12 protein-coding genes are annotated in these 15,791 nt (G+C 71.7%); 9 read left to right on the forward strand and 3 right to left on the reverse strand.

The window, feature by feature from the left end:
• Positions 1-7: 7 nt before the first annotated feature.
• A complete protein-coding gene (gene serC / locus ACZ7L0_RS33730; RefSeq protein WP_471246338.1) occupies positions 8-1,126 on the reverse strand; it encodes a phosphoserine transaminase in 1,119 nt (372 codons plus the stop codon).
• A gap of 101 nt (positions 1,127-1,227) precedes the next feature.
• On the opposite strand from serC, the gene ACZ7L0_RS33735 reads away from it, so the two are divergent.
• From ACZ7L0_RS33735 to ACZ7L0_RS33760, 6 genes are all read left to right on the forward strand, one after another.
• A complete protein-coding gene (locus tag ACZ7L0_RS33735; RefSeq protein WP_471246339.1) occupies positions 1,228-4,062 on the forward strand; it encodes an FAD-binding and (Fe-S)-binding domain-containing protein in 2,835 nt (944 codons plus the stop codon).
• 35 nt (positions 4,063-4,097) lie between these two features.
• On the forward strand, positions 4,098-5,219 hold the full coding sequence (locus tag ACZ7L0_RS33740) for a lipid II:glycine glycyltransferase FemX (protein WP_471246340.1): 1,122 nt from the start codon (positions 4,098-4,100) through the stop codon (positions 5,217-5,219).
• 190 nt (positions 5,220-5,409) lie between these two features.
• Complete coding sequence (locus ACZ7L0_RS33745; protein WP_471246341.1) at positions 5,410-5,538, forward strand: hypothetical protein; 129 nt, start codon at positions 5,410-5,412, stop codon at positions 5,536-5,538.
• 120 nt (positions 5,539-5,658) lie between these two features.
• On the forward strand, positions 5,659-7,821 hold the full coding sequence (locus tag ACZ7L0_RS33750) for an ABC transporter ATP-binding protein (RefSeq protein WP_471246342.1): 2,163 nt from the start codon (positions 5,659-5,661) through the stop codon (positions 7,819-7,821).
• Positions 7,822-7,865: 44 nt separating this feature from the next.
• Positions 7,866-8,822 (forward strand): EamA family transporter, encoded by a 957-nt coding sequence (locus tag ACZ7L0_RS33755; RefSeq protein WP_471246343.1) that lies wholly within the window; start codon positions 7,866-7,868, stop codon positions 8,820-8,822.
• A 91-nt stretch (positions 8,823-8,913) separates the two neighbouring features.
• Positions 8,914-10,617, forward strand: coding sequence for an NAD-dependent malic enzyme (locus tag ACZ7L0_RS33760; protein ID WP_471246344.1), 1,704 nt, complete (start codon positions 8,914-8,916; stop codon positions 10,615-10,617).
• Here the strand turns inward: ACZ7L0_RS33760 and ACZ7L0_RS33765 are convergent.
• Complete coding sequence (locus ACZ7L0_RS33765; protein WP_471246345.1) at positions 10,593-10,793, reverse strand: DUF397 domain-containing protein; 201 nt, start codon at positions 10,791-10,793, stop codon at positions 10,593-10,595. The genes ACZ7L0_RS33760 and ACZ7L0_RS33765 overlap by 25 nt on opposite strands.
• Positions 10,756-11,598: a helix-turn-helix domain-containing protein gene (locus ACZ7L0_RS33770; RefSeq protein WP_471246346.1), complete on the reverse strand. Its 843-nt coding sequence runs from the start codon at positions 11,596-11,598 to the stop codon at positions 10,756-10,758. Before ACZ7L0_RS33770 ends, ACZ7L0_RS33765 begins: the two co-directional genes overlap by 38 nt.
• Before the next feature lie 118 nt (positions 11,599-11,716).
• Here ACZ7L0_RS33770 and ACZ7L0_RS33775 point away from each other — a divergent pair, with 118 nt between their 5' ends.
• The 3 genes from ACZ7L0_RS33775 to ACZ7L0_RS33785 are packed head-to-tail and all read left to right on the forward strand — an operon-like array spanning position 11,717 to position 15,791.
• Complete coding sequence (locus tag ACZ7L0_RS33775) at positions 11,717-12,520, forward strand: TIGR03084 family metal-binding protein (protein ID WP_471246347.1); 804 nt, start codon at positions 11,717-11,719, stop codon at positions 12,518-12,520.
• Positions 12,517-14,196, forward strand: coding sequence for an acyclic terpene utilization AtuA family protein (locus tag ACZ7L0_RS33780; protein WP_471246348.1), 1,680 nt, complete (start codon positions 12,517-12,519; stop codon positions 14,194-14,196). Before ACZ7L0_RS33775 ends, ACZ7L0_RS33780 begins: the two co-directional genes overlap by 4 nt.
• The gene (locus tag ACZ7L0_RS33785; protein WP_471246349.1) at positions 14,193-15,791 is read left to right on the forward strand and encodes an acyl-CoA carboxylase subunit beta; all 1,599 of its coding nucleotides are present in this window, start codon (positions 14,193-14,195) and stop codon (positions 15,789-15,791) included. Before ACZ7L0_RS33780 ends, ACZ7L0_RS33785 begins: the two co-directional genes overlap by 4 nt.

Consider the following 15,791-nt stretch of genomic DNA (forward strand, 5'->3'; position numbering starts at 1 on the left):
CGGCCGGCTACAGCTTCTCGATCACGTAGTCGACGCACTTCGTCAGCGCCTCGACGTCGGCCGGGTCGATCGCCGGGAACATCGCGACGCGCAGCTGGTTGCGGCCGAGCTTGCGGTACGGCTCGGTGTCGACGACGCCGTTGGCGCGCAGCACCTTGGCGACGGCCGCGGCGTCGATCTCGTCGGAGAAGTCGATCGTGCCGATGACCTGGGAGCGCTTGGCCGGGTCGGAGACGAACGGGGTCGCGTACTTCGACTCCTCCGCCCAGCCGTACAGGCGGGTCGAGGAGTCCTTCGTACGGGCCGTGGAGAAGGCGAGACCGCCCTGGCCGTTGAGCCACTCGAGCTGCTGGTTGAGCAGGAAGAGGGTGGCGAGCGCCGGGGTGTTGTACGTCTGGTTCTTGCGGGAGTTGTCGATCGCCGTCGGCAGGGAGAAGAACTCCGGGACGTGGCGGCCGCTCGCGTGGATCCGCTCGGCGCGCTCGATCGCGGCCGGGGAGAACACGCCGATCCACAGGCCGCCGTCGGAGGCGAAGGACTTCTGCGGGGCGAAGTAGTAGACGTCGGTCTCGGCGATGTCGACCGGGAGGCCGCCCGCGCCGGAGGTGGCGTCCACGAGGACGAGGGCGCCCTCGTCGGCACCGGCCACCCGCTTGATCGGCATGGCGACGCCGGTGGAGGTCTCGTTGTGGGTGAAGGCGTAGACGTCGACGCCCGCCTCGGCCCGGGCCTCGGGGTGGGTGCCGGGGTCGGAGGCGATCACGGTGGGCTCGGCCAGCCAGGGGGCGAGCTTCGCGGCCTTGGCGAACTTCGAGGAGAACTCGCCGAAGTTGAGGTGCTGGGACTTGTTCTCGATCAGACCGTGGGTGGCGACGTCCCAGAAGGCGGTGGAGCCGCCGTTGCCGAGGACGACCTCGTAGCCCTCGGGGAGCTGGAACAGCTCGGAGATGCCCTCGCGGACCTTGCCCACGAGGTTCTTCACCGGGGCCTGGCGGTGGGACGTGCCCAGCAGGGACGTACCGGTGGCGGCCAGCGCGTCCAGCGCCTCCACCCGCACCTTGGAGGGACCCGCGCCGAATCGACCGTCGGCGGGCTTGATGTCAGCAGGAATCTGGATCTCAGCCACGAAGGGGAGGTTAGCGGCTGGGGAAACCTGGGCGAAACGTGGTCCGTCGGGTGAGACGGCGTTTCTCCCGGCATGGACCAAGGGGCTGCTTTGCTGGAGGCATGAGGGATCTCGAAGCGGAGCTGCGTGCCGCCGTCCGGGGCGAGGTCGGGTTCGACGTCACCTCCCGCGCGCTGGTCACCATGGACGCGTCGAACTACCGGCGTGTCCCGCTGGGGGTCGTCGCCCCCAGGGACGCCGACGACGTGGCGGCGGTGCTGGAGGTGTGCCGGGCGCACGGAGTACCGGTGGTGGCGCGCGGCGGGGGTACGTCGATCGCCGGGCAGGCGACGGGGACGGGCGTGGTGCTGGACTTCACCCGGCACATGAACCGGCTGCTGGAGCTGGACCCGGGCTCCCGTACGGCGGTCGTGCAGCCGGGCCTGGTCCTCGACCGGCTGCAGGCGGCGGCGGCCCCGCACGGCCTGCGGTTCGGCCCGGACCCCTCCACGCACAGCCGGTGCACCCTCGGCGGGATGATCGGCAACAACTCCTGCGGCTCGCACTCGGTGGCCTGGGGGACGACGGCGGACAGCGTCCACGAACTGGAGGTGCTGACCGCGCGCGGGCGGCGGCTGCGGCTCGGCAAGGGCTGGTCCGGCGCCCCGGACGGCCTGCGCGCCCTGGTGGACGGCGAGCTGGCCCGTCTGCGCACCGGCTTCCCCGAGCTGCCCCGCCGTATCTCCGGGTACGCGCTGGACGCCCTGCTCCCCGAGAAGGGCGCCGACGTCGCCCGCTCCTTCTGCGGCTCCGAGGGGACGCTGGGCGTGCTGACGGAGGCGGTCGTACGGCTGGTCGAGGCACCCCGCGCGCGTGCCCTGGCGGTGCTCGGCTACCCCGACGAGAGCGCCGCCGCCGACGCGGCCGCGGGCCTGCTGCCGCACCGCCCGCTCACCGTGGAGGGCATGGCCGCCGACCTGGTGCCCTCCACGGCGACCGGGCTGCCACGGGGGACCGCCTGGCTCTTCGTCGAGATGGGCGGGGACACCCCGCGGGAGGCACGCGCGCGTGCGGACGCCGTCGTCCGCGCCGCCGACGTCCTGGACGCCCTGGTGGTCACGGAGGACGCCGCCCAGCGGCTCCTGTGGCGCATCCGCGAGGACGCCTCCGGCACGGCGACCCGTATGCCGGACGGCAGCGAGGCCTGGCCCGGCTGGGAGGACTGCGCGGTACCGCCCGCCCGGCTCGGCGCCTACCTGCGCGACTTCCGGGCGCTGCTGTCCGCCCACGGCCTGCGCGGCACCCCGTACGGCCACTTCGGGGACGGCTGCATCCACGTACGCATCGACTTCGACCTGCTCACCGAGGCGGGTATCGGCCGCTTCCGCCGCTTCTCCGAGGAACTCGCCGGCCTGGTCGTCGCGCACGGCGGCTCGCTCTCCGGGGAGCACGGCGACGGGCAGGCCCGCGCCGAGCTGCTGCCCCGGATGTACGGCGCCGAACTGGTCGCCCTCTTCGAGCGCGCCAAGGGCGTCTGGGACCCCGACGACCTCCTCAACCCCGGCATGCTGGTGCGCCCGGCACCGCTGGACACCAACCTCCGCTTCTCGCCCCTGCCCCGCGAGAGCGTCGACGTGGCCTTCGGCTATCCGGCCGACGGCGGCGACTTCACCGCCGCGGTGCGCCGGTGCGTCGGCGTGGCGAAGTGCCGTACGACGGTGACGGCGGGCCCGGCCGTCATGTGCCCGTCGTTCCGCGCGACCGGTGAGGAGGCGCACTCCACGCGCGGGCGGGCCCGGCTGCTGCACGAGATGCTCGCGGGCGAGCTGATCACCGACGGCTGGCGGTCCACCGAGGTCCGGGACGCGTTGGACCTGTGCCTCGGCTGCAAGGGCTGCCGCTCCGACTGCCCGGTCGAGGTCGACATGGCCACCTACAAGGCGGAGTTCCTGCACCACCACTACCGGGGGCGCCGCCGCCCGGCCGCCCACTACGCGATGGGCCGGCTCCCGCTGTGGCTGCGCTGGGTCGCCCGTACCCGCACCGCGCCCCTGCTCAACACCCTCGCGCGCATACGGCCCCTCGCCCGGGCGGCCCGGCGGCTGGGCGGGATCGCGCCGGAGCGGGAGATCCCGAGGGTGGCGGGGGAGACGTTCACCCGGTGGTGGCGACGCAGGGGCACGCCGGCCCCCGGCACCGGGCAGCCGGTCGCCCTCTGGCCGGACACCTTCACCGAGCACCTCTCACCCTCCGTCGGCCGGGCGGCCGTACGCGTCCTGGAGACGGCCGGGCTGAGGGTGGCGCCGCCGCCCCGGGGCCCGGTCTGCTGCGGGCTGACGTACGTCTCCACGGGCCAGCTCGACCACGCCCGCAAGGTCATGCGCCGCACCCTCGACCTGATGGCACCGGTCCTCGGGACCTCCGCCCCCGTCGTCGTCCTCGAACCCAGCTGCGCCGCCACCCTCCGCGGCGACCTGCCCGAACTGCTGCACGACGACCCGCGTGCCGCGCGCCTCGCGGACCGGGTGGTCACCTTCGCGGAGGCATTGGAGCGGTACGCGCCCGACTGGACCCCGCCGTTCGTGGACCGTCCGGTCGCCGGCCAGACCCACTGCCACCAGCACGCGGTCCTCGGCGACGGCCCCGAACGCCGCCTGCGCGCGGCAGCGGGCCTCACCGGCGAACTCAGCGGCGGCTGCTGCGGGCTCGCGGGCGACTTCGGCTTCACGAAGGGCCACTTCGAGGTGTCGAAGGCCTGCGCGGAGGAACAGCTGCTGCCGTCGGTCCGGGCGGCGGAGCAGGGCACGGTGGTCCTGGCGGACGGTTACTCCTGCCGCACGCAGCTGGCACAGCTGGCCGGGGTACGGGGGCGGCATCTGGCGGAGGTGCTGGCACAAGCGCTGGAGAAGGAGCGGGGCGTGGGGCCCACGGGACGGCAGGACGGCTTCGTAGGCTGAGGTGACCAGCCACTCCCCTCCGAGGAGCCACGCGCATGACCCTGACCCTTCGGCCCATCACCCGTGCGGAGCACCTGGCGTTCGTCGCTACCCGGCCGTCGGTGAGCCATATGCAGCTGCCGTCCTGGGGTGACGTGAAGCCCGACTGGCAGGCGGAGAGCCTGGGCTGGTTCGACGTGGAGGGGCGGATCACCGGGGTGGGGCTGGTGCTGCTGCGACCACTGCCGAAGCTGAAGAGATACCTGGCGTACCTGCCGGAAGGGCCGGTCATCGACTGGCACGCGCCCGACCTGGAGCGCTGGCTGGATCCGCTGCTGGCGTATCTGAAGGGGCGGGGTGCCTTCTCAGTGAAGATGGGCCCGCCCGTCGCCGTCCGCCGCTGGAGCGCGGAGGCGGTGAAGGCGGCCATCGCCGACCCGGGCGCGCGCCGGCTGCGGGAGGCGGAGGCGACCACGTCCGAACCGGCCGCCTTCGACCTCGCCGACCGGCTGCGCCGTATGGGCTGGCAGCAGACCGAGCCGGGCGGCGAGGACGGCTTCGCGGCCGGACAGCCCCGCTACGTCTTCCAAGTGCCCTTCGCCGGACGCTCGTTGGAGGACATCCACCGCGGCCTCAACCAGCAGTGGCGGCGCAACATCAAGAAGGCGGAGAAGGCCGGTGTGAAGGTCGTGCGCGGCGGCCACGAGGAACTGCCCGCCTTCTACGAGCTCTACTCCGAGACCGCCGAGCGCGACCGGTTCATCCCGCGCCCGCTGTCCTACTTCCAGCGCATGTGGACCGCGCTCACCGCCGAACACCCCGACCGTATGCGGCTGTACCTCGCCCACCACGAGGGCGACGTCCTCGCCGCCGCCACCATGCTCACCGTGGGCAGCCATGTCTGGTACTCCTACGGCGCCTCCACCAGCCGCAGGCGCGAGGTGCAGCCCAACAACGCGATGCAGTGGCGCATGATGACCGACGCCCACGAACTCGGCGCCGCCGTCTACGACTTCCGGGGCATCACCGACACCCTGGAGGAGTCCAACCACCTCCTCGGCCTGCTCCGCTTCAAGGTGGGCGCGGGCGGCGAGGCCGTCGAGTACCTCGGTGAGTGGGACTTCCCGCTGAACCGCCTGCTGCACAAGGCACTCGACCTCTACATGGCCCGCCGCTGAGGCCGTTCTCAGGATTCTCTCAGCATTGTCCGGGTTCTCAAAGCAAATCCCAGCTTCTCCAAGGGTATTCACAGCGCTCCTTTGCCATTTTTGCCGTTGCGGAACATGAGAAGCGTGTAAGTTTCTCGGTGTCGGGTTCCGGAGACGGAATTCAGCACCTCAAGTACAGCGCGACACAAAGGAGTCGGAAATGAGCCTCAAGAAGCTGGCCCCGCTGCCCCCGAAGCCGAAGTCGAAGCAGCTTCCGCCCCCGCCCCCGCCGAAGCCGAAGAAGAAGCACCGCCCGGCCCCCAAGCCGCTGCCCGGCCAGGACCGCTGAACCGGCCGACCCGGCTGACGGAGCGATAAAGAAAAAGGGGTCGATGGTGCACCGTCGACCCCTTTTCTTGATTCCGGTAATTCTGGCGACGGAAAGCGGAAAGCGAAAAGGGAGCGGGAAATGCATATGGATGACGAAGACGGCGAGGAGCTCGAATACGAGGACACGCCCACCATTCCGGCCCGCACCGCATTCCGCCGCTTCTGGCCGCTGACCAGAGGCCTGCGCCGCTGGCTGCTGATCGTCTGGCTGTGCACGGTGGCCGCCGCCCTCGCCGAGACCGAGGCCATCCTGCTCTTCGGCGACCTCACCGACAACGCCCTGCAGAAGGGGTCGCTCGGCGCCTTCTGGTCCCCGGCCGTGAAGTGGCTCGGCATCGCGGCGGTCGGCGCCGCCGTCGCGTACGCGGGCAACTCCCTCGCCGCCTGGGCGACCGAACGCTTCGTGATGCGGCTGCGCGAGCATGTCTTCGACCACGTCCAGCAGTTGCCGCCCCATTTCTTCCAACGCCACCGCCAGGGCGATCTGCTGTCCCGTCTGACCAGCGACGTCGAGGCGATCGAGACGATGGTCGTGTCCGGGCTGGTGGGCGCCGCGTCCGCCGCCTTCAGCGCGCTGTTCTACGCGGTCGCCGCCTTCTGGCTGCGCTGGGACCTGGCCGCCGCCACCTTCGTCCTCGCCCCCCTCTTCTGGCTCGCGGCCCGCCGCTTCTCCGGCGCCATCAAGGACGTCTCACGCGAGGGCCGGGTCGCCGACGGCGCCATCACCTCGGTGGTGGAGGAGTCCCTCGGCAACATCGTCCTCACCCAGGCCTACGACCGCCGGGACGCCGAACGCCGCCGGCTGAACGAGGAGGCGACCGCCTGGTTCCGCGCCTCGGTCCGTTCGACCCGGCTGAACGAGGCGTACGAGCAACTGGTGCAGGTCATAGAGACGGTCTGCGTCCTCGCCGTCATCGGCATCGGCGCCTGGGAGATCTCCACCGGCCGTATGACCCTCGGCCAGCTCCTCGCCTTCTCCGCCTTCCTCGGCTACCTCTACCCGCCCGTACGCGGCCTGGCCCAGCTCGGCCTCACGGTCACCGCGGCCACCGCGGGCGCCGAGCGGCTGATCGAGATCCTGGACGTGAAGCCCTCGGTCACCGACCCCCGGCAGGGCACGGAGACCGGCCGCCCCTACGGCACGGTCGAGGTGCGCGACGTCTCCTTCGGCTACCCGGAGACGGAGAAGCCCGCCCTGCGCGGCCTCTCCTTCACGGTCAACCCCGGCGAGCTGGTGATCATCACCGGCCCGAGCGGCGCGGGCAAGTCCACCGTCTCCAAGCTCCTGCTCCGCTTCTACGACCCCGACGCGGGCGACCTGCTCCTGGACGGTGTCCCGCTCCGGGACTTCCCGCTCTCCCGCCTGCGCGAGTACGTGACGCTGCTGCCCCAGGAGACCCTCGTCCTGCACGACACGGTCCGCGCCAACATCGCCTGCGGCCGGTCCGGCGCCAGCGACCAGGCGATCGAGGAGGCGGCGAAGGCGGCCGACGCCCACGACTTCATCGTGCGGCTCCCCGACGGCTACGACACCAAGGTCGACCCCAACTCCGCCCGCCTCTCCGGCGGCCAGCTCCAGCGCCTGGCGATCGCCCGCGCGATCCTGCGCGACGCCCCGGTCCTTGTCCTCGACGAGCCCACCACCGGCCTCGACGCGATGGCGGCCCGCCGCGTGGTGAAGCCCCTGCGCCGTCTGATGACCGGCCGCACCACCATCATGATCACCCACGACCTCAACCTCGCCCCCGACGCCGACCGCATCCTCGTCGTCGACCGGGGCCGCATCGTGGAGACCGGCCGCCACGAGGAACTCCTCGCGCGGGGTGGCGCGTACGCGCGACTGCACCGGTCGCAGAACAACGCGGTGATGGACACGGGGGAGCTGCGGCTGCCGTTGTCGTACGACACCCAGCAGGGGGCGAACGCGTATGAGGGCGGGGGTGGGGGCGGGAGCGCGAGCGGGTACGGCCACGACCACGGAAACGGCCACGACCACGGAAACGGCCACGGCTACGGCAACGGGGACGTGTACGGCAACGGGTACGGCCACGACTACGGAAACGGCCAGGACGCGTACGCCGCCGCCGGGGTCTGGGCCCAGCCCGCGTACGGAGCCTACGACGCTCACGGCACCTGGGATCCGTATGCGCCGGGGCCCGCGATGCCCACCGCCCTTCCCGACGGCCGCCCCCTGTTCCGCGACGAGGCAGTCCATTACCCTGGACTCGGAAGTACATCGTGATGGACGATCGCGATCTCTGATCCGAGCCACCCCAGGACCGCCCCGTGAGCACCTCCCGCGCCACCACCACCTCCTCCCCGTCTGCCGCCCCCACCGGAGGCCTCCGTTCCGCTCCGGGCGGCGGGTCCGGCGGGTTCGGCTCTCTCGGGCCGGTCGGGCTGGTGCTGGCCGGCGGCATCTCGGTGCAGTTCGGCGGCGCCCTCGCGGTGACCCTGATGCCCCGGGCCGGGGCGCTCGGTGTGGTGACGTTGCGGTTGCTGGCGGCGGCACTGGTCCTGCTGCTGGTCTGCCGTCCCCGGCTGCGCGGCCACTCGCGCACCGACTGGGGCACGGTGATCGTCTTCGGCATCACGATGGGCGCCATGAACGGCCTCTTCTACGAGGCGGTGGCCCGCATCCCCCTGGGAGCCGCGGTCACCCTGGAGGTCCTGGGCCCCCTCACCCTCTCCGTCCTGGCGTCCCGCCGCGCGATCAACGCGGTCTGGGCGGGCCTGGCCCTCCTCGGGGTCTTCCTGCTGGGCGGCGGAGGCTTCGGCGACCTCGACGTGGCCGGCGTCGCCTTCGCACTGGGGGCGGGCGCCATGTGGGCCGCCTACATCGTCTTCAGCGCCCGTACGGGCCGCCGCTTCCCGCAGGCGGACGGGCTGGCGCTGGCCATGGCGGTGGCGGCCCTGCTGTTCCTGCCGCTGGGCCTCGCGGAGTCGGGCGGCAAGCTCCTCGACCCGGTGACCATCGCACTGGGCTCGGCGGTCGCGATCCTCTCCTCCGTCCTCCCCTACACCCTCGAACTCCTCGCCCTGCGCCGCCTCCCCGCCTCCACCTTCGCCATCCTCATGAGCCTCGAACCGGCGATCGCCGCCACGGCGGGTTTCCTGATCCTGGACCAGACCCTGGCGCCCTCCCAGGCGGTCGCCATCGCCCTGGTCATCGCGGCGAGCATGGGAGCGGTGCGGACGCAGGTGGGGCGGAGGCGGGCCGAGACGGGCGCGTCGGGCGCCTGAGCGCTTTTCCGCCACTCTTCGGATTGGGACACAGAGGGACGGAAAGTCGATACGTGCAGGTATCGGCGCACACCTTCCGTCAGGAGGCCCCATGACGACCGAGCGGGACACCACGCACAAACCCCTGAAGATCACGACCCGTGGCCGGACCGTCCTGGCCGACCCCCGGCTCAACCGGGGCACCGCGTTCACCGAGGAGGAGCGCCGGGACCTTGACCTCGTGGGCCTGATACCGCCCCGCGTCCTCACCCAGGACGAACAGGCCGACCGCGCCTACGCCCAGTTCCGCGAGCAGCCCAACGACCTGGCCAAGAGCGTCTACCTGACCGCCCTGCACGACCGGAACGAGGTGCTGTTCTACCGGCTCGTCGGCGACCATCTCAAGGAGATGCTCCCGATCGTCTACACCCCCACCGTGGGCACCGCCATCAAGCGCTACAGCTACGAGTACCGGCGCCCCCGCGGGGTGTACCTCTCCGTCGACGCCCCCGACGACATCGAACGCTCCCTGCGCGCGGCGGGCCTCGGCGCCGACGACGTCGACCTGATCGTCGCCACCGACGGCGAGGGCATCCTCGGCATCGGCGACTGGGGTGTCGGCGGCATCGACATCGCCGTCGGCAAGCTCGCCGTCTACACGGCCGCCGCCGGCGTCGACCCGCGCCGCACCCTCCCCGTCATGCTCGACGTCGGCACCAACCGCCAGGAACTCCTCGACAACCCCCTCTACCTCGGCAACCGCCACCCCCGCGTCGACCGCGACACCTACGACGCCTTCATCGACGCCTACGTCACCACCGCGAGCAAGCTCTTCCCCCGCGCCCTGCTGCACTGGGAGGACTTCGGCCCCGCCAACGCCCGTCGCATCCTCAACCACTACCGCGACCACGTCTTCACCTTCAACGACGACATCCAGGGCACCGGCGCCGTCAACCTCGCCGCCGTCCTCTCCGGCGCCAACGCCAGCGGCCTGCCCCTGCGCGAGCACCGCATCGTCGTCCTCGGCGCGGGCAGCGCCGGCATCGGTATCGCCGACCAGCTCCATGACGCCCTCGTCGCCGAAGGCCTCTCCGCCGACGAGGCCACCGCCCGCTTCTGGTGCGTCGACCGCTACGGCCTCCTCACCGACGACCAGGGCGACAAGCTCCGCGACTTCCAGGTGCCCTACGCCCGCCCCGCCGACGAGGTCTCCGACTGGCGGCGCGACGACGACCTGCCCGGCATCCCGCTCGACGAGGTCGTCCGCCGGACCCACCCGACCATCCTCATCGGCACCTCCGGCCAGGGCGGCGCCTTCACCGAGTCGATCGTCCGCGACATGGCCCAGCACACCCCGCGCCCGATCATCCTCCCCCTCTCCAACCCGACCGACCTCTCCGAGGCCAAGCCCGCCGACCTGATCGCCTGGACCGACGGCAAGGCCCTGGTCGCGACCGGCAGCCCCTTCGACCCGGTGGAGCACAACGGCACCACGTACCAGATCGGCCAGGCCAACAACGCCCTGATCTTCCCCGGCCTCGGCCTTGGCGCCATCGTCGCCCAGGCCTCCCACGTCACCGACCGCATGCTGCGGGCCGCGGCCGACGCGGTCGCCCGACGGACCGATGTGACCGACCCGGGCGCGCCCGTACTGCCCCCCGTCCACGACCTGCGCGCCACCTCCGCCGCCGTCGCCGCGGCGGTGGCCACGGCCGCGGCGGAGGACGACGTCGCACGGGCCCGCCTTGAGGACGTCCACGCGGCGGTACGGGCGGTGATGTGGGCGCCGGTCTATCCGCCGGTCGAGGCGGTGTGACGCACGAAGACGGCGAACGCGCCTGCAGTGACGGTGAGGATCCCGGCGCCGGGGGCCTTGGAGTCGCGGATGGCTATGTGGGGGGCGAGGTCGGCGACCTCGACACATTCTCCTCCGGTGCCCCCGCTGTACGACGACTTACGCCACGGGACTTCGGGCGGGGTCTGGTTCTGCATAGCGTTCCTCCCGTAGACGGGCGATCAGCGCGGCCGAGTCCTCCACGGAGAGGGCTGCGGCCTGAAGATGATCGTAACGATGCGAACAGTCCCTGACGATGTCTGGATCTGCGGTCATATACCCCGAGGCGTAGTTCTCGGAGTATGTGACCGAAGGATGATCGTCGAAGCGCAAGACGGTGAACGACCCCACCGTCGCCGGGTGTTGGCCGACCCCGAACGGCAGTACCTGCACACGCAGCTCCCGCCGGTCCTGGAGGCTCAACAGGTGTCCGAGTTGCGCGTGCATGACCTCACGGCCTCCGAACGGCCTGTGCAGTACGGCCTCGTCGAGTACCACCCATGCCAGCGGCGGCTTGTCCCGAGCGAAGATCCGCTGACGATCCATCCGAGCCAGCACCTGGTCCTCAAGATTGTCCGCCCACCCTGCTGTCAACACCGCGCGTGCGTACTCGGGCGTCTGGAGGAGGCCGTAGATCACCTGCGTCTGGTAGGTGGCGATGTCGGTCGCCCGCGCCTCCAGTTCGGCGAACGGCTGGAACCAACTCGGCAACTGGCTCCGCAACACCAAGCCGACCAGCCGTGTAAATGCGCCGCCGGTGTTGAGTGCCGCGTCCAGCCGCTCGGAGAAGTCTCTCTGCGGCACTCTGCTGGCTGTCTCGATCTGGCCGATCAGTGACCCGGTACAGAAGAGGACCGAGCCGAGCTGCGCCAGGGTGAGTCCCGCCGCCTCCCGGGCGCGGCGCAGCTCGTAGCCGTAGTAGTCCAAGGGCGATGCGCTGGGGTCCAGTTCACGGCTTCGCATACCAACCACCTCCAATCACCGAGAGTAGCCAAGCGGGCGCCATGCGTGTTGAGGTTGTGGAAAACTAATTAATGCAAGCACGCTTGATTGTTTCTGGCACCGCTGCCATGCTCCCCCCATGTCCGATCCGACACGCGTGTTCGACGACCTGCGTGAGGAGAGCGAGGAACTCGACCGGCTGGTGGCCGGGTTGAGCCCAGAGCAGTGGGCGCTCGCGACCCCCGCACCGCGCTGGACCATCGCTCACCAGATCGCCCATCTGAGCTGGACGGATCACTCCGCCCTGCTCGCGGCCACGGACGAGGATGCCTTCCGGGTGCTGGTGGAGAAGGCCCTCACCGCACCGGAGTCGTTCGTGGACGAGGCGGCGGAGGGGTGGGTGCGGCTCCCGCCCGCCGAGCTGCTGAAGCGGTGGCGGGAGGGCCGTACCGTCCTTGACCGGACCCTCCGCCAAGCGCGACCCGGGGCCCGCTTCCCCTGGTACGGCCCGCCCATGTCCGCCGCCTCCATGGCGACCGGCAGGCTCATGGAGACCTGGGCCCACGGCCAGGACGTGGCCGACACCCTGGGTGTGGCCCGCACCCCCACCGACCGTCTGAAGCATGTGGTCCGCATCGGTGTGCGCGCACGGGACTTCGCGTTCGGAATCCATGGGCTGCCCGCACCTCCCGCGGACGCCATCCGCGTGGATCTGACCCCGCCCTCAGGCGAGGGCGACTCCTGGACGTACGGCCCCGAAGACGCCCCGCAACGCGTCACCGGCCCGGCCCTCGACTTCTGCCTCCTGGTCACCCAGCGCGCCCACCGGGCCGACCTCACCCTGCACGCCGAAGGGCCGGAGGCCGACCGCTGGCTGGACATCGCCCAGGCCTTCGCGGGCCCGCCCGGAACGGGCCGCGCGCCGAAGGGAACAGCGGAGTGACCCTGCGTGTCGGCAACTTCTCCGGGTTCTACGGCGACCGCTTCGACGGCCTGCGCGAGATGCTCACCGGCGGTGAGGTGGACGTCCTGACCGGCGACTACCTCGCCGAGCTGACCATGCTCATCCTCGGCCGGGACCGCCTGAAGGACCCCGCCGCCGGATACGCCCGCACCTTCCTCCGCCAGCTCGAGGACTGCCTCGGCCTGGCCCACGAGCGTGGGGTGCGGATCGTCACCAACGCGGGCGGCCTCAACCCGGCCGGACTCGCGGACGTGATACGGACGTTGGCCGACCGGCTCGGCATCCCGGCCCGTGTCGCGCACGTCGAGGGCGACGACCTCACCGCCGCCCACCCGGGCAGCCTCGCCGCCCACGCCTACCTCGGCGGGTTCGGTATCGCCGCCTGTCTGCGCGAGGGCGCGGACATCGTGGTGACCGGGCGGGTGACGGACGCGGCGCTGGTCACCGGGCCCGCCGCCGCCCACTTCGGCTGGGGGCCAGGGGAGTACGACCGTCTCGCGGGCGCCGTGGTCGCCGGACACGTGCTGGAGTGCGGGGCGCAGGCAACCGGCGGGAACTACGCCTTCTTCCAGGACGGCCGGAAGGACGTCCGCCGCCCCGGTTTCCCGCTCGCCGAGATCCACGCGGACGGCACCAGCGTCATCACCAAGCACCCGGGCACGGGCGGCTTCGTCGACGTCGGCACGGTCACCGCCCAGCTGTTGTACGAGACGGGCGGCGCCCGGTACGCGGGACCCGACGTCACCGCCCGGCTGGACACCGTACGGCTCACCCAGGACGGCCCCGACCGCGTCCGTGTCGAGGGCGTGCGCGGGGAGGCCCCGCCCCCGGCCCTCAAGGTCGGCCGCAACCGGCTCGGCGGCTTCCGCAACGAGGTCGTCTTCGTGCTCACGGGACTCGATGTCGAGGCCAAGGCCGAGCTCGTGCGGGCGCAGATGACCGACGCGCTCGCCAAGTCGCCGCCCGGCGAGGTGCGGTGGGATCTCGTCCGCACCGACCGGCCTGACGCCGACACCGAGGAGACGGCCAGCGCGCTGCTCCGCCTCGTCGTACGGGACCCGGACCAGGCGGTCGTCGGGCGGACATTCAGCGGAGCCGCCATCGAGCTCGCCCTCGCCAGCTACCCCGGCTTCCATGTGCTCGCGCCACCCGGAAAGGGCGCCCCGTATGGGGTCTTCGAGGATGTGTACGTCCCCCATGGCGCCGTCGACCATGTGGCCGTCCTCCACGACGGCCGCCGGGTCCCTGTGCCCCCGCCCCACGACACCCTCGTACTCGAAGACGTACCGCACCCGCCCCCACCTGCCCCCCTCCCACCGAGCCCCACCCGACGCGCCCCCCTCGGGCAGGTCGCCGGCGCCCGCAGCGGAGACAAGGGCGGCAACGCCAACGTCGGCCTGTGGGTGCGCACGGACGACGCCTGGCGCTGGCTGGCGCACACGCTCACGGTCGACCGGTTCCGGGAGCTGATCCCCGAGAGCCGCGATCTGCCCGTCACCCGGCACGTGCTCCCCCGTCTGCGCGCGCTGAACTTCGTCGTCGAGGGACTCCTCGGCGAGGGCGTCGCCGCCCAGCACCGTTTCGATCCGCAGGCCAAGGCGCTCGGCGAGTGGCTGCGCTCCCGGCACCTGGACATCCCGGAGGGCTTGCTGTGACGGTCATCCCGTCCGCCCTGGACACCGACAACCCCGACTACACGGCGAACCGCGAGGCCATGCTCGCCAAGCTCGCCGATCTGGACGCAGAGCACGCCAAGGCCCTCGCGGGCGGCGGCGAGAAGTACGTGCAGCGGCACCGGGGGCGCGGCAAGCTGCTCGCCCGGGAGCGGATCGAGCTGCTCCTGGACCCGGACACGCCGTTCCTGGAGCTGTCGCCGCTGGCCGCGTGGGGGAGCGACTACGCCGTCGGCGCCTCCCTCGTCACCGGCATCGGGATCGTCGAGGGGGTGGAATGCCTGATCACCGCCAACGATCCGACCGTGCGCGGCGGCGCCAGCAACCCCTGGAGCCTGAAGAAGGCCCTGCGCGCCAACGACATCGCGCTCGCCAACCGGCTCCCCTGCATCAGCCTGGTCGAGTCCGGGGGCGCCGATCTGCCCTCCCAGAAGGAGATCTTCATCCCCGGCGGCGCGATCTTCCGCGACCTCACGCGCCTCTCCGCCGCCGGGATCCCCACCGTCGCCGTCGTCTTCGGCAATTCCACCGCCGGTGGTGCCTACATCCCCGGCATGTCCGACCACGTGATCATGGTCAAGGAGCGGGCGAAGGTGTTCCTCGGCGGCCCGCCGCTGGTGAAGATGGCGACCGGGGAGGAGAGCGACGACGAGTCCCTGGGCGGCGCGGAGATGCACGCGCGCGTGTCGGGACTGGCCGACCACCTCGCCGTGGACGAACCCGACGCGCTCCGCCAGGCCCGGCGTGTCGTCGCCCGGCTCAACCACCGCAAGGCACAGCCCGATCCCGGGCCCGCCGAGCCGCCCGAGTACGACCCCGAGGAGCTGCTGGGCATCGTCCCGGGCGACCTCAAGACCCCCTTCGATCCGCGCGAGGTCGTCGCCCGGCTCGTCGACGGCTCCGACTTCGACGAGTTCAAGCCGCTGTACGGGACGAGCCTGACGACCGGCTGGGCGGCGCTGCACGGCTACCCCGTCGGCATCCTGGCCAACGCGCGCGGCGTGCTGTTCAGCGAGGAGTCGCAGAAGGCCGCCCAGTTCATCCAGCTGGCCAACCAGCGGGACATCCCGCTGCTGTTCCTGCACAACACCACCGGCTACATGGTCGGCCGGGAGTACGAGCAGGGCGGGATCATCAAGCACGGCGCGATGATGATCAACGCGGTCTCCAACTCCCGCGTCCCCCATCTCTCCGTGCTGATGGGGGCCTCGTACGGCGCCGGGCACTACGGCATGTGCGGGCGCGCCTACGACCCGCGCTTCCTCTTCGCCTGGCCCAGCGCCAAGTCGGCCGTCATGGGCCCGCAGCAGCTCGCGGGCGTGCTGTCCATCGTCGCCCGCCAGTCGGCCGCCGCGAAGGGGCAGCCGTACGACGAGGACGCCGACGCGGCCCTGCGCGCCATGGTGGAGCAGCAGATCGAGTCCGAGTCGCTGCCGATGTTCCTGTCCGGGCGGCTGTACGACGACGGCGTCATCGACCCGCGCGACACCCGCACCGTCCTCGGCCTCTGCCTGTCCGCGATCCACACGGCGCCCTACGAGGGCGCGCGGGGTGGGTTCGGCGTCTTCCGGATGTGA

It is taken from the genome of Streptomyces sp. NPDC039424, assembly GCF_055639495.1.